At 57.9% G+C, this 14670-nt stretch carries 13 protein-coding genes; 3 read left to right on the top strand and 10 right to left on the bottom strand.

The genetic code is table 11. The annotated features are described in order from the left end of the window. The first annotated feature begins 33 nt into the window (after positions 1–33). Positions 34–2001, top strand: coding sequence for a hypothetical protein (locus JQ624_RS15425; RefSeq protein WP_212419742.1), 1968 nt, complete (start codon positions 34–36; stop codon positions 1999–2001). A gap of 21 nt (positions 2002–2022) precedes the next feature. After that, positions 2023–2631: a hypothetical protein gene (locus JQ624_RS15430; protein WP_212419743.1), complete on the top strand. Its 609-nt coding sequence runs from the start codon at positions 2023–2025 to the stop codon at positions 2629–2631. 144 nt (positions 2632–2775) lie between these two features. Here JQ624_RS15430 and JQ624_RS15435 read toward each other — a convergent pair whose 3' ends face one another. The 6 genes from JQ624_RS15435 to JQ624_RS15460 all read right to left on the bottom strand — a co-directional run bounded on the left by JQ624_RS15435 (position 2776) and on the right by JQ624_RS15460 (position 8004). Beyond that, positions 2776–3078, bottom strand: a complete 303-nt coding sequence (locus tag JQ624_RS15435) for a hypothetical protein (protein ID WP_212419744.1) — start codon at positions 3076–3078, stop codon at positions 2776–2778. Then, positions 3072–3380: a hypothetical protein gene (locus JQ624_RS15440; RefSeq protein ID WP_212419745.1), complete on the bottom strand. Its 309-nt coding sequence runs from the start codon at positions 3378–3380 to the stop codon at positions 3072–3074. Before JQ624_RS15440 ends, JQ624_RS15435 begins: the two co-directional genes overlap by 7 nt. Before the next feature lie 200 nt (positions 3381–3580). Then, positions 3581–4426 (bottom strand): restriction endonuclease, SacI family, encoded by an 846-nt coding sequence (locus JQ624_RS15445; protein WP_212419746.1) that lies wholly within the window; start codon positions 4424–4426, stop codon positions 3581–3583. An 8-nt stretch (positions 4427–4434) separates the two neighbouring features. Next, positions 4435–5850, bottom strand: a complete 1416-nt coding sequence (locus JQ624_RS15450) for a UvrD-helicase domain-containing protein (RefSeq protein WP_212419747.1) — start codon at positions 5848–5850, stop codon at positions 4435–4437. Then, positions 5850–7553: an ATP-dependent endonuclease gene (locus tag JQ624_RS15455; protein ID WP_212419748.1), complete on the bottom strand. Its 1704-nt coding sequence runs from the start codon at positions 7551–7553 to the stop codon at positions 5850–5852. The genes JQ624_RS15450 and JQ624_RS15455 overlap by 1 nt, the downstream gene beginning before the upstream one ends. Positions 7554–7578: 25 nt before the next feature. Continuing rightward, a complete protein-coding gene (locus tag JQ624_RS15460) occupies positions 7579–8004 on the bottom strand; it encodes a DUF2235 domain-containing protein (protein WP_312014426.1) in 426 nt (141 codons plus the stop codon). A gap of 276 nt (positions 8005–8280) precedes the next feature. Between JQ624_RS15460 and JQ624_RS15465 the strand changes: the two genes are divergently transcribed. After that, the gene (locus tag JQ624_RS15465) at positions 8281–11385 is read left to right on the top strand and encodes a helicase-related protein (RefSeq protein WP_212419772.1); all 3105 of its coding nucleotides are present in this window, start codon (positions 8281–8283) and stop codon (positions 11383–11385) included. Between the two features lie 56 nt (positions 11386–11441). Here the strand turns inward: JQ624_RS15465 and JQ624_RS15470 are convergent, their stop codons facing one another. The 4 genes from JQ624_RS15470 to JQ624_RS15485 all read right to left on the bottom strand — a co-directional run bounded on the left by JQ624_RS15470 (position 11442) and on the right by JQ624_RS15485 (position 14596). Beyond that, positions 11442–11957 (bottom strand): hypothetical protein, encoded by a 516-nt coding sequence (locus tag JQ624_RS15470; RefSeq protein ID WP_212419749.1) that lies wholly within the window; start codon positions 11955–11957, stop codon positions 11442–11444. 296 nt (positions 11958–12253) lie between these two features. Further along, complete coding sequence (locus JQ624_RS15475; RefSeq protein ID WP_212419750.1) at positions 12254–13774, bottom strand: recombinase family protein; 1521 nt, start codon at positions 13772–13774, stop codon at positions 12254–12256. Continuing rightward, a complete protein-coding gene (locus JQ624_RS15480) occupies positions 13764–14258 on the bottom strand; it encodes a DUF2924 domain-containing protein (protein ID WP_212419751.1) in 495 nt (164 codons plus the stop codon). The genes JQ624_RS15475 and JQ624_RS15480 overlap by 11 nt, the downstream gene beginning before the upstream one ends. Next, positions 14255–14596 carry a DUF3489 domain-containing protein gene (locus JQ624_RS15485; RefSeq protein WP_212419752.1) on the bottom strand — a complete coding sequence of 114 codons (342 nt, stop codon included), beginning with the start codon at positions 14594–14596 and terminating at the stop codon, positions 14255–14257. Before JQ624_RS15485 ends, JQ624_RS15480 begins: the two co-directional genes overlap by 4 nt. Positions 14597–14670: the final 74 nt, after the last annotated feature.

Below are 14670 nucleotides of genomic sequence, written 5' to 3' on the forward strand. Positions count from 1 at the left end.
TTCTTTGAACACCCCTTTTGATGGAGAAGCGGTATGAGGTCATTTATTGCCGGGCTTTCGCTAATCGGCTGGTTTCTGGTCCAGGCCGTTTCGAGTAATGCGCAGATTCTTCCGCCCGCGCAGCCTTCACTGCAACCGATTGGAATGCATCCGACGCTGGGACCCATGTGCCAAGGACCGTTGGGGCCTGGACGTTGCGAGGACGTTCAGCGGTTTTTGCAAATTGAGCAAATAGCTTCGCAGATTCAACTGCAGCCAATCTCGGTTGATCCGGCGAACGGCCCGATTTGCATGGGGCCCCTGGGTCCGGGTCCCTGCTTCCAGGTGCGCCACTACCTGGCGATGCAGCAACTCGCCACCCAGCAGTTTCCACTGCAGCCAATCGGGACTTTGCCGGGAGGGGCGCCGCTTTGCATGGGCCCCCTTGGTCCGGGGCCCTGCGATGCAATACGCAACTACCTGATCCAGCAGAACCAGGGCACGCCCCCGGTGCAGAACTTTGATCCGGCACGTCCGCAGCTGGTCAACAATGGCAACACCATTCAACCCATGTGCAACGGACCTCTCGGTCCAACTCCGTGCAATCTGGTCGGCCAAATGAGCCTGGACAGGTCGGGAGGACAGGTCCCGCCACCGGCAACTTTCGGAGTGGCCCCGGGCGCCGATCCTCAAAAAACCGCCATTGAATGCGCTCAGCGTGTCGGCCTTGATGTGACGAAGTTTGCTGGTTGCGTAGGCCAGCAGGTTATCCTGCCGCAAAACCAGCAAAAGGTCCTGGACTGCGCAGTCTCCAGCAGGGACAGCCAGTCTTTCGGAATATGTGCCGCTCCAGCACTTGGTATTCATCTCTCTGACAACCAGCGTGTCCTCGCGCAATGCGCCATGAAGGCAAACGGTGACCGGACCGCGTTCATAAGCTGCGCGGGTGGCAACTTCGCAAATCGGAACCTCAGTGCAGATGAGCAGGCGGTATTGAACTGTGCAGCGACAGCAGGAGGCGACGCCGCCCGCTTTGCCAGCTGCTCGGCATCCAGCCTCGCCGAAAAGCTTTCAGGTGACCAGAAAGTCCTCGCGCGGTGTGCCCTCACATCCAAGGGTGATCGGAATGGCTTCCTTGGTTGTGCAGGGGGAGCTTTCCTCAATCGCAACCTTGGTCCCAAGGAACAGGCCGTCCTGAATTGCGCCACGACCGCAAACAGCAGCGTGGTTGATTTCGCGGCTTGCTCGGCGCCGCACCTGGGCGTGAAGCTCTCGGAGGACCAGCGCATCGTCGCCAATTGCGCGATGAAATCGAACGGTGATCGCAATGGTTTCCTCACATGTGCGGGGGCCAACTTTCTAAACCGCAACCTTGGTCCAAATGAGCAAGCTGTCCTGAGTTGTGCGGCGAACGCGCAGGGAGATGCCACCAACTTTGCCAGTTGTTCGGTAGGCCAGCTGCTGGGCGGGCAAATGAGCCGTGAACAACGGATAGCGGTTGAATGCGCAGCCCAATCCCGGGGAGATATGACGTCGATGGCTACCTGTGCAGGTGCCAACATGTTCAATGCGCAACTCAATCCGGAGCAGCAGATTGCGGTCCAGTGCGTTGTTTCCACTGGCGGGCAGCCCTATGCAGCGGCCGGATGCATGGCATCGCGTCTTACCATACGCGAGCTTACGAAATGCATGACCGACGGTATTGGCGGTAAAGGGTGCTTCGGGGACAACAACGATCTGCTTGGCAACAAGGGCTGGACCGCTCGCACACTCGGTCAAATAGCGGGGGGCCCTAACTCCGTCATCAGGAATCCCGGCCAAATCTGGGGTGGCGACAATTCATTTGTACGAAATCCCGGCCAAATTTGGGGTGGCGACAATTCCTTCGTCCGCAATCCCTCGCAGTTTTGGGGTGGTAACAACTCCGTCTTTAATAACCCAGGCCAGTTGCTTCCCCAGGCTCCGCCGCCATTGCAGGTCGGAACTGTCGGAGGAAAGCGTATCTGCATTCCATGGTGCTAGGAGGGACAGTCGAGTGAACAGATGTCTCTGAGCAGGAATAGGTTTCTGAAGGTTGCTACAATCCTTGGCGCCCTTTGTTGCACGCCATCACTCGGCGAAGCGCATGAAAAGGATTTGAGGACGCAGACTGACAGCTGGGGTGAAACTGAAATCAGCTTCTGCACGCGCCTTAGTCCGGATGCCTTCGGCTTCCCGGGTCACGCATTTGTCGGCTTCAGCGAAAAACCTCGCGGACAAACGCGCGTCTATCGCGCGGTGGGCCATACCGTAGCCGCGACGGCGGGAATAGCACCGATCGTATTCACCTATTTCGGAGGGGCCTCGGTTGCCGGTCGGCAAGCAGAGGAGCGCTATTCTCACATGAAACAAGCATGCCTGACGGTTGGGGTCGACCGAGCAGTGTATCAGAGGGCACTCTCGGCCGCGAAGCCGACTCTCACGGTCTTGGGCATCCCGGATACTGTTGCGGCTTCCTTAGAGCGATACTCGCTTAATGAAAATGACTGCATCGATTTTACGATGAAAGTAGCTCAACAACTCAGATCTGCCGGGCTGTCAGTTCCTGCGCGAACTGCAACAGACACGCCAGCTGCATACATTGCGAAGTTGATTAATGCGAACCCTAGCTAACCGCTACCGGAAGGCCAAGGGAGAGTGGCGGGGCGCTGAGGCTCCGACTGAGGGACGAGAGAATGTGTCCCGGAGGTCGATTAGTTGAGCTTCACGCCTTCACACGATGCTAGCTTGGATGCTGAGTATGGGAGCAATCCAGCGTTACTGGGTCTCGAGGATGAGTGCCTTTACGATCTCGATTGATGTGCCTTCAAACAAGGCCCTGGAGCGTCTCCAATGGGTGGCAATGCCTGCCAGCTTGACTGGCTCGGCGGGATGTATCGCAAGGATGGTTGACGGAACCGAGAAAATAGCACCGCCGCTCATGCCGTACGGGTCTGGCGCGGAAATTTGACCACGCACTCCAGCGCGCACGTTCTTGTGCTTCTCGAACTTCACGGCGATACGTCCGTGTCCCTCCTGGGTGACCATGTTCGCGATTGAGCCAGCTTCGGTCTTCAACAACGTTCTTTCCGGAGATACTTGGAAGCAGTCGCCGGGAAGCCTACGATTGCAGCGTACTGTCGGTTCTGCGCGTAGCGAGCCGGACGAAAATCGTTCTCAGTGAGAATCGGATATTTCGCCGTCGCTTGTTTTTGCTCGTCGCTCAGGCGCAAGACCGCAACATCGTGGGTCTTTGCGACATGAAAGTCGCCCTGCAGCTCGACCGGAACGCCATCGGTGTTGAAGTACTGCAAGTTCGCATGATCCTCGAGGACATGGTTCGCCGTGACCAAATAGGACGCACCATTAATCTGCACGAGCACAGCACTGCCGACGCTTGCAGGGATTTGGGTGTCTCTGGCGCTATGAGAGGAATGACAGCATGGTGCAGCTTCTCGACCTGGGTGTCAAAGAGACGCTGAAAGACTTGACCTATCGGGATTCCAAAGGAAATTCGAAACAGCCTGCGATCACTATTTGGCTCCGATGCGCTGATCTAATCCTCGAGAGACGCGATGCTGAATTACTTTGCCGATATGAGCTTGGCCCACAATTGGACGGCTTCCTCCGACGCTTCGACTGCGACCAAGCGCGCGTGGATTCGTTCTGTCGCGAGGTTGGCAGCAATAGGTTGTGGTTTCTCGCTCCAGAAGAGCACTTGCTCGATGAATGCTTCCCACCCGTGGAAAAGCGTGAGGCCGATGCCGAAGCTTGCAGCCCATGCTTCAAGGGCGGCCCTGTCCAGGGCTTGCTGACCTTCGTTGACCATGACGACCGCCGCCTCGCGGACGCCCACGTCGATGCACTTTTTGCCGAAGATCTGCACGTCGCTCGCGCTAACGGGCTTGTCCCGTACCTCGAAAGCTTTCTCCCAAACTTGCGGGTCTGAGGTGGACCGGATGCACACGTCGCCGGGATAATGGCGGCTCGGATCGTTGATTCTTCCGCTTTCTACGCGCTCGGTCCCGGCAAAGACATCGAGCAGGCCAGCAACGATGGCCTGGGCACGACGGCCATCCCAACCTAGCTCGCGCAGCTTCTCTTGTGCAATCTCGTCCCGCGCGACATTCCGCTCAAGCTTGGGCAGCCAATAATTTTGGTTAGTCTGCGGGCGCTTGTTCCCAAGCTTGCAGTGATGTTGGTGCCAGAAGCACCCATGCACGAAGATCACCTTTTGCGGTCGAGCAAAGCAAAGATCAGGGGTTCCCGGCAAATCCGCTCTATGAAGGCGGTAACAATAGCCTAGCTCGTAGGCTAGGCGACGCACAGTCATCTCTGGGCGAGTGTTCTTCTTTCGGATAGCACTCATTCTCCTGCTAACAACGGCCGGCACGCTCGGAGAAGGTTGCTTTCTAGAACGGGTCGGCATCTTTGGCGCTACGAGGGCTTTAGCACATTGCTGCCTGAGCAAATGACCAAGCGGCGGCTGCCCCTCGTCATCGCTACGTATAAATTGCGGCGGTTTAGGTCTGCTGCGTTGAGGATAACCGAGACGTCCGCCTCCAGACCCTTGAGCAAAAGGGTGCTGCCCACTGCTCTGCGGGGAAGTGGACGCCCGAGCGCGCGTGATTGCTCTCTTACCGTCACTGCAGCCTCCTGGAAGCTCGGTCCGCCCTGGGCCTCAGCCATCTGTAAGGCCCGGATGCAACCTCTTAGAATTCCAGGGCGGTGGCTTCGCACGCCAGCCTGCTCACCCATGGCGCCGAGCAACTCACGCACCCCTGCGAAGGTGGGATTTTCTGAGAAGCGAATGGCAGCGCCCTCCAAGTCGGAGGCTGGCTTCCGATTTCTTTCAGTCTTCAGGGTCTCAACGCGTTTGAGCAAGCCGGTGCCACCAACGTTTGTCATCACGTCCTCGGCAAAGTCGACCACCTGGTCGAGCGCCTTAGTCGACTTCAGGTCAAGCGTACGCGCAAAGCTTACAAGATCCCGAAGATCCACGCTTTCGACAGCTGTGGCGCCTGGGGTCTGACTTGCGAACTGGCGCTGCGCCTGAGGACTTGTGCTTTCGCCGATTATCAAAACGGAGCCATTTTCATTGGGCGCCTTTGTTCGACAAGCTGCCAGCCTGCGCTCATGTGCATCCTTGCCACTAGTGTTTATCCAGGAAACATTGGCATGGACCTTAGACAAATCGATGGTATTACCTGCCAACAGCTCCTTCCGCACGTCCAGTAGCCACTGGCCAAATCCTTCCTCACCGGCGTTTTTCCATCTCCAAGGAGTCGAAAGCTCGCCCGCCAGCGGGAAATGCTTGCAGACGTGCTCATCCCAATCGGCGAGCTTCCCCTGAAAATCGAAGATTGCCTGCATGGGATCGCCGAGGACGCAAGTCGGGAATGCCGGTGCCATGTAGTAGACGATGGCGTGCTGCGGGATATTGCAGTCCTGATACTCGTCGACGAACAGTCTGCTGTAAGTGGAGGCGATAACATCAAGGCCGTGCCCGGCCTTGAGCATTCGGGCGGCGGCTACGCGAATATTCGGGTAGTCGGTTTTCGGGTTTTCGAGCTTGAGAATTTTCGGATCGGCGTCGCTTCGTTTCGGAAAGGTTGAGATAAGGCGCATGGCCCATCCGTCAATCGTGGAAAGGCGATAGGCATTGGTGGGCACGCCTGCTTTCTCCAGCCGACCACGTAAGGCTGCTACACCAGCATTCGTGTGGGTGAGCACGAGGATCGGCTTTGAAGGCTTCTCCCTGATTATCGCATCTGCGATCAGGTGGGTCTTACCGCAGCCTGCAGGCGCGGTTACCGTCCCTCGCTTTACCTCAAGAAGATTGATGCCGGTCATCAGGACTCGTTGATCCAGTCATAAACGGGCTCCACAATGCCCCAGAAACCTTCGTCAGCGTCTCGGTCCGGAGCGACGATGTCTTCAGCGACACCTTCCATCCATCCAACCGTCTTGAACCAGCTATTCTTCTTGCGGCGCGCGGCCTTGGCGAGTATTTCTCGCTTTTCCGTTGTTAGATCCGATTTGCAATCGGCCAGCTTTAGCTTTCCTCCCGACTCTGAGTCGATATGAGCTTCAATAAGCTCCTCGCCGTGCAGCTCTACGGCGCGTAACAATAGCTTGACCACTGCTTCATCGGTAAGGCTAAGAAACAGCTCGTCTTCCAGTGCCCGTCCTGCGCGCCATTTGAAAAGACTATTTCCTTGGTCCGTGAAAGCCTTCTCGGTGGCTGGGTCCGGCTGCTTGTCATCATCGCGGAAGACGCAAACCCTATAGTTCAGGCGATAGAAAGCGTTTGCCCGTTTATAGATGTGGTCGCAGCCGCCAGCATCGACGAGGGCCACGCCGAGAGCAGTCAATGACGGCTCACCTTTCGCGACATCGGCATTATCCAAGCCGCGCAGGAACCCCACCTCGCTTGCGCCTTCGCAGATGATGACGGATTTCGCCAGAAACGCATCCGGGAATGAGCGAATTGTACCCTGTATCTCATCCTCGGTGCCGAGCACTGTTGCGGAGTGAGTTCCCTCGCTCTGGCGAACCACGAACAATTGGTCGCCGTTGAGTTCCCTCACCGCGACCGGGGAGTGGGTGGTCAAAAATGCCTGTAGAGGTGGACTCTTTTCCTTTGCTCCAAGAGAGCCGATTAACCGAATGATGCGATGAGGCTCCAAGCCGTGCTCAAGTTCGTCGACAAGGATGATGGTGGCTTCCTTGGCGGCCTTGCGCTGCAATCCGGCTATCAACAGCCGTGTCGAGCCAAGGCCCAGGCTTTTGAGGGGTATTCCGGTCTCGCCGTGCAGCGAAACTGTCCCGCCGCTAAAAGAGGCGGCGTGGACATCCAGCATGGCCTTCAGCTTGTCTCCCACGGGAATGCCAAGCTCTTGGGCTGTTGTGGCCACTATACTTAGCGTTTCGCCAAGCTGCGAGTCAGCCTGATCGCCGAAGGCCGATCGCGCTTCGCGGGCAGCCTTGACAAGGGCGGCGGATGTGTCTGCTCGCTCCTCAGAGAGCTTGTTCAGGACAGATCCGCGACGCCACGCGAGGTTATAATCAGTCAGAGCACCGATCCGGGTGGGACTGAGACGCACCCGGTCGCTCCAGTTAAGATTTCGGGATTGCGATTGTGCCGCTGCTCGCTCGGACACCAGCGTCCAGACCGGCTCCAGATCTCCCGCGACGGTCAGACGAATGGTGAGGACGGTTTCACAGTTCTTTTCCGGCTCGTCCTCAATGGTTTGAGCTTCGACGTTGCATCCTCGAAGGTAGTTTCCGTATGTCTCCATGCTCTTAAGGGAATCATCGAGTTCCCCGATCGTGATGGTGATGCTGATCGGCTGTTCGACATCGAGATTGTTGAAGTCGGCGTCTGTAAACTGCGCGTTTCGCCGTGCTCCGAGACACAGGTCGATTGCATCTAGTATCGAAGATTTGCCAACATCGCCGGGACCCATCAGGCAGTTGATGCCTGGCGAAGGCCACCATGAAAATTCGCGAAGGCACCTGAAATTGTGAATCCCGATGTGTCGAATGCGTGCCAATGTTTCCCCCGTCAGGCGAACCTTCTCACAACCTTGGACAAGCTGCTACAACTTTGAAACGAAGAGAGCGCCTTACGGCTCCGTTGTGTAACTCCGACTCGGTATCAGCCTGCACCAATCCTTGCTCAAGAATGAGAGCAAGGACTCTTACCGTGAAGGCGCCGCGGCTGAAGCCTAGCAGGTAGATCTTCGATCCATTGGCGTGATCGTAGTTACGGTATATGAATTTGTACGCGTCTAAAATATTGCGCTTCAATCCGTAACCAAAGGCGCCTCCAAGAATTGAAAATGGCAAAAATGACGAAGTCCCAACGCCATCGTCATACTTTGCGGCTTGCTCATTACTACGGAGATCAAGCGATTGGAAAATTCGCCAGACATTGGTCCGCCAAACACTTGATGCCGTGTTACCGGTGCCATCCGACAAAATAACAATTTTGGGAACAGCCATCCTGGCCTTCCTGAAATGCTTCTCATTTGAAACAGCCGCGATCTTAAAGGTAATGAGGGAGCAGGACAATCTATAGTGGCAATAATCCAAGGAAGCGTAGAAGGTGGATAACTTGTATTTTTTTGACGATTCGCAGCAGCCAGGTTCTCGAATGACGATGGAAGTCTCGTGAAGAAAAGCAAGAAGGTCGGCGCCAGCGGTGCGACCAGGAAAAGCGCGACCAAGAAAGGCAGAAAATTCTCGGGTTCGGCGATCTCGACCTCGTCGCCCCTCGGCATGTTGGCGCTCCATCTTCGCGAGCAGTGGAAAAAGTCCGGTCGCGACGGGTTGGTGTTTCTCGCTGAAGACGAGAACAGGGCCGAGCGGCTCGGCGGCATCGTCCATGCACTCGATCCATCGCTCGATGTTCTCGTATTCCCCAGATTGAATACGTTGCCCTTCGATGGGCTGGAACCGTCGCGCGAGATCGCTGGCAGGCGGAGTTCGGTCTTGCGCCGTCTTGCCAGAAGAAGGAAGCCGATTCTGCTCGTCTCGACGGCAGAGGCGATCATGGAGCGGCTGCCTTTGCCGGCGAGTTGGTCCCGCATCAGCCTAAGTCTCAAGGTGCTAGCGTCGTATGCCGAGCAGGACCTCGAGGGACGCATTGAGGAATTGGGCTACGATCTCGACGAAGAGGCAGAATATCCGGGCACCGCGCTCTTTCACGGCGCGACATTCGAGATCTTTCCGGCCGGTGCTCTCGGGCCGTACCGGATCGAGCATTCCGGCGGTGCGATCCGCAGAATTGTTGCCGTCGACCCGAATGAGCATGACGTCATATCCGATTTCAAGGAACTGATTATCGATCCGATGTCGGAACGCCTCGCGCTGGGCGGCGACCGGGCGCAGCGGGCTACCTTCCCGGACTATTGCGATCGCGCACGATGGATCGCGGATGCAAAAGTTCTGGCCCACGCTGACAGCTGGCTGAGTACGATCGAGGAGGCGGCTGGCCGCAGGGATTCGGAACGCGAATATCTGGGGCGAGGGGACTGGAAGAAGCTGAAGAAGCGCATGAGTGTGCTTCCTGCTAAGGCGGCGTTTGTGGCCACGCCCGACTTCTCGAAGGTTGCGGCGCCGAGGAAAGCGCTTCGCGCGTTCGTGGCCAGTGCGGAACGCGCCGGATCTCGTTTGCTCTTCGTCGCCGCGGTCGAAGACGATCTGCGCGCGATGGAGCGCATGAGCGGGGTCAGGGCGGAGCGTTTCGCCAACTGGGACGAGGCGGCGGAGGCCAGAAGACGCGAGGGCGCGCTGTTGGCCGACTTCGACGCTGGCTTTTTCGCTCCCGGCAAAAAGCAGACCTTGGTTGTGACAGCGTCTGACGTGCTCGGTAGCCGTGCCCATCATCCGCAACCGATGGCCAAAGCCTGGACAGTCGCCTTCAATCACCCGGATATTCCCGAGCGCGGCGCGGCCGTCGTTCATCTCCAGCGTGGCTTGGCTTTACTTGATCGTTTGCAGACCCTCGACATGGGGAACGGTACAAACCGCGAGATGATCAGGCTCGAATTCGCCGGCGATGATGCTGCGCTTGTTCCGCCTGCCGATCTCGCCTTGATCTGGCCCTACGCTGTAGAACCCGGTAAGCTCACGTTAGACAAAGCCGATGGCAGCACGTGGTGGAACAGACGTGGCGAGGCCGAGCAGGAAATCGAAGCAGCGGCCAAGCAGCTTGCGAAACATATCGCCCAACGACGGCGCCGGCGTGCTCCCAAGCTGGTCGCTCCCGGGGCGGCCTATGAAAGGTTTGTCGCGCGCTTTCCCTGGTTCACGACGGTTGATCAGGCCAAGGCGATCCGGGACGTGCTGGACGATCTGGCGGCTGGTCACCCGATGGACCGGGTGGTCTGCGGTGATGTCGGCTTCGGCAAGACCGAGGTCGCCTTGCGGGCGGCGGCGGCTGTCGCGCTGTCGGGAAAACAGGTCGCTGTTGCGGTTCCGACCACCGTCCTGGCCAGACAGCATGTCGAGACGTTTCGCAAGCGGTTCGGCCCCTTTGGAATCGAAGTGGCGAATTTGTCGCGGGCGGCAACGGCAGCAGAGATAAGAGATACGAAAGAAAAACTCCGTCGCGGCAAATTGAAAGTCGTTGTTGGCACACAAGCTCTCGCCTCGACTGACGTGAGGTTTGCCGACCTCGGCCTCGTCATCATCGATGAGGAGCAGCACTTCGGTGCGACGGAGAAGACGAAGCTTTCAGGCCTTGCGAAGGGCGTTCATGCCCTTTGGATGAGCGCCACCCCGATACCGCGCACGCTGGCGGCGGGTCTCGCAGGATTCAGGGACCTGAGCATTATTGCTACGCCGCCGGTTCATCGGCTGCCTATCGTCACCAAGGTTGCTCCGCTATCGGACGCCGCGATCGCCGCGGCTTTGCTGCGTGAGCAGAGGCGCCACGGGCAGAGCTTCCTGATTTGCCCCCGTATCCAGGATTTGGAGCCGATGCTGGCAAGGGTGAAGCTGACGGCTCCAGACCTTCGCATCGTATGTCTCCATGGTCGGTTGCCTGCCGAAGATATCGAGAATCGAATGATGAGCTTCGTCGAAGGTGAAGCGGACGTGCTTCTCGCGACCAATATCGTGGAGAGCGGCCTCGACATCCCCCGGGCGAACACCATCGTCATCTGCTGGCCGGAGAAGTTTGGTCTGTCGCAGCTTCATCAGCTAAGAGGCCGTGTCGGACGAGGCGGCACGCGTGCTTTCGCGTATTTGTTAAACGAGTCGAACTCCGAACAATCCGAGAAGCGTTTGGCCGTGCTGGAGGAGTTCAGCAAGCCCGGTGCGGGCTTTGCGATCAGCGAGCGTGATCTGGATCTGCGAGGCGCCGGAGACCTCTTCTCCGAACAGCAGTCTGGCCATCTGCAGGTATTCGGGCCAATGCTCTATAGCCATCTTCTCAAGCGGGCGTCGGAGAAGGGCGTCGACGGTGGCGCCGATCTGTGGGTGCCTGATCTGAACCTGCCGATCGCCGATATGCTGCCCACGGGCTACGTACAGTCGGACGCTGTTCGCTTGGAAATCTATGGCCGTATTGCCAGATGCCGCACCGAGGATGATCTGGAGGATTTGGAGGACGAAACCGCACGTCGTTTCGGCAGGCTGCCGCCGGCCGCGCGCGAGTTTTTCGCGGCGGCGAGGCTCAGGCTTGATTGCAAGCGGCGCGGCATTATGAGGCTCGACGTCGGCCCCGAGGCTGTTGCGGCGACGTTCCTCCCTGGTCGGCTTCGCAAGTCGAGAGCGAAGTCGCTGGAGCGCGATGGCGATCGCGTGGTCTATATCGGCAATCGCAATGCGAAGCCGTTCGAACGAATAAGCGACTTCCTTGAGTTGTTGGACGAGTAGTTCGCTAGAGCCGTTCCATAACATCCGATCCGCGCGAACTGGCATGGTGGCGGCGATTAGGTCAGCCGGTGCTCTGCGTAGATGCGGTCGAGCAGCAGCCCAAAGCGCCCAGCATATGCAGAGATGTCAGATGTGATCGATTCCATCTGACTCAGTGTCCAATTCTCCGTATGTCGTCCGACACCATCCTTGCTCTGTATAAATATTCGAAAGTGCAAGGTTGGAGTGCAGTTAGCATTTGCCAGCATCAAATGTCCGTGCGCAAACAAGTGGCGGTGTTTTTCATACGATTTGAGCTGTGCAAGCAGCGGCTCAAGGACTTTCCAATGTTTTGCCAAGGGGCCAGTCGCCTTGAACAAAACTGTCACCGCTTCGACGCGGGCAGCCGCGCTGATCGGGAACTGACCTTTTAGATGACGATACGCCGGCCATTCCCAGAACTGCAAACACATGTCGGCGAGCACAAATTCGATTTGAGCGTAGGCGCCAATGGCTTTGCCGCGTAAAAAGTACGCTTGGTCAGCAATCTGTTGAATCTCGGGAGATAGACTGGGAGATGTGTCCGGTGTCAAAGTAATCGGTCCGACGGAGTGAAAACATTAAAATGACGGTTCTATTCATATCATTTTGATGTTTTCTTTCCAATGCAAGCTCGGTGACTTCGGAATCATGCCCAGACAGAGTGTCCGGTAAGATTACGCCAAACAACACACCATTCAGAGGGAAACGTTAAGTCCGATGCTGTGGCGAGAACTTCGATAGGCGCTTGGTGTCCGCTGGCGAATTCGTCGAGCAGGGATGCGGCTCGAAAATTGACTACCAGGAGGTTTCGGTCGACCTTGGCTAGTCTCCGGCAGGCGGCCGCCGGTCAACCGATCGTTTCCAGCTGTCCTCGCCAGGACAGTGGCAGGACCTTGGGAATTTGCTTGAGTCGAACCGGCGTATCACCGTGCAGAGCCGCGGTCGCGATCTCGGGAGCGAGAAATGCGAGCCTAAGTCCTTGCCGAATAACCTTTGGGTTATAGCCAGCGGCAGTGGCCAGATTTTCGATGGAGGTGTGATGGCCTCCCGCGAGCTGGCAGAGCCAGCCCCGAGCCCTAACAATGGCCTTGATTAACTTCGGATCGGCTTTCGTTTCGGATGGCGCAAACTGGACTTGCGCTTCATCTTTCGGCTTGGATGCCCATGGGATTTCAATCGGGCGTTTGTTGCTCCTCATATCTGTCAAAGTGACCTGAATTTTGCCGGCAGACACTACCACGCGCTGGATACGTCCAAACAGCTGGTCGACCGGAATGTCGGGCTCTCCCGCATTGAGTCTCTTCCGAAGCTCCATCTCGACGAGATTTTCGATCTCCTGTGCCGAAACCCGCCTGACCGATCCTGCAGCGTGCCTCCTCCCTCGCAAGGCGGTGCTGATATAGAACCGGTACCGCACGCCATTCTTGCTTGAAAACGTCGGCCCCATCCGGTTGCCCTTGTCGTCAAACAGCTTGCCTTGGAGCAGGGCACCGCTTTCCGAGAATTTCGGGCCGCGCCTGACGTTGTTCTCCTTCAACTGCAACTGCACCTGGTCGAAGGTCTCCCGATCCAGAACTGCTCGATGTTCTCCTTTGAACCACTTGCCGCTATGATGAATCTCGCCGAGATAGATGCGATTTTTCAGGAGGTACGCAAGCGGACCATAGGTGAAGGGGATGCCGCCCCGGTATTTTGCGACTTTGGTGTCCCGACGCTTGGTGACAATGCGCCTGCGGTCGAGTTCTCCGACCAGCTTGCCGAACGATCCGACCTCAAGATACAGCTGGAATATGGTCCGAACGGTCTGGGCCTCGGTCTTGTTGACGACCAGCTTCTTGTCTTTGGCCTCATAGCCGAGGGGAACGGTGCCACCGGTCCATTTGCCCTTCCTGCGGGAGGCTGCGACCTTGTCCTTCACGCGTTCAGAGGCCAGCTCCCGTTCGAACTGGGCAAAGGACAGCAGAATGTTGAGGGTCAGCCGCCCCATGGACGTGGTGGTGTTGAACTGCTGGGTCACTGCCACAAAGGATACGGAGCGGGCGTCAAATGTCTCTACCAGCTTGGCAAAATCCGCCAGCGACCGGGTGAGGCGATCGATCTTGTAGACGACGACAACATCGACCTTGCCGAGCTGGATCTCGCGGAGCAACCGCTTCAGGGCGGGGCGCTCGAGGTTGCCACCGGAATAGGCCGCATCGTCAAAATGCTGGGGAATGAGCTTCCAGCCCAGCGAAGCCTGGCTTTTGATATAGGCCTCACAGGCCTCCCGCTGGGCGTCGAGTGAGTTGAACTCCTGGTCCAATCCATGCTCGGTCGATTTGCGGGTATAGACGGCGCAGCGAAGCGATCTTACCGGGTTAGCCGCCATCGCCGCCGTCCGCGGTTGTCGATTTGGTCGACCTCAGGCCGAAAAATCGCGGGCCGTTCCATTTGGTCCCGGTGATGAGGGTGGCGATCTCCGATAGGCTGGCGAAGGTCTTTCCGTCGTAGGCAAACCCATCCTCCAGAACCCTAATCCGATAGGTCCGCCTATTCCACGTCCGCACCAGCTCGGAGCCGGACTTGATCCGCCGCGGCAGTTCCAGGCGGGCCTCAGGCTTGGCTGCCGCCGCCTTGACCAGCTGATCGAGGAGGCGCCGGGTCGCCATGGGAAGGCCGCCATAGGTCTTCTCCTGAATCCGGTGAGCGATGCTGCGCCGCAGGAGATCGGGGCCGAACGCCTTGGGCGGCTCGGCCTTGAACAGCTCCCGATAGCGCTTGCGAAGCCCGACTATTGGAGCGGCCGGCAGGCGCTCCAGCTCGGCCTCGACTTCAGGGTTTAATGGAGCACCCGCCGGCCAGTCCTGCCTCACGTTGCGGCCCCAGACTTGCCGATGCGATAAAGCCTGTCCTCTCCGGCCTTCTCGGAGGTGAGGTGCAACTTCAGCTTCTTCTTCACCACTCCGGAGAAGAAGCCGCGCACCGAGTGGGGCTGCCAGCCGGTGGCCTTGGTGATGGCATCAATGGTCGTGCCTTTGGGCTGCCGAAGCAGCGCAAGAACCTTGTCCTGCTTTGACTGCGGCCTGCCTTTCGGCTGGACTTGGGAGCGGCTCCCCGCGCTCCAGGGCTTGCCTGTGGTAATGCGAGCAAGAGCGACCTTTTTCTTCGCCGCTATCTTGGCAGGTTTCGGTGTGGATTTGGTCTTGGCCATCTGGCTCTCCGTTTGCAGAACAGCATCACGTGCTGCCACTGACGCGAGCCCCGCCGAGGCGAGGTTGGAGAGCA

This window comes from Bradyrhizobium sp. AUGA SZCCT0283, assembly GCF_018130385.1.
In the GTDB taxonomy this organism is placed as follows: domain Bacteria; phylum Pseudomonadota; class Alphaproteobacteria; order Rhizobiales; family Xanthobacteraceae; genus Bradyrhizobium.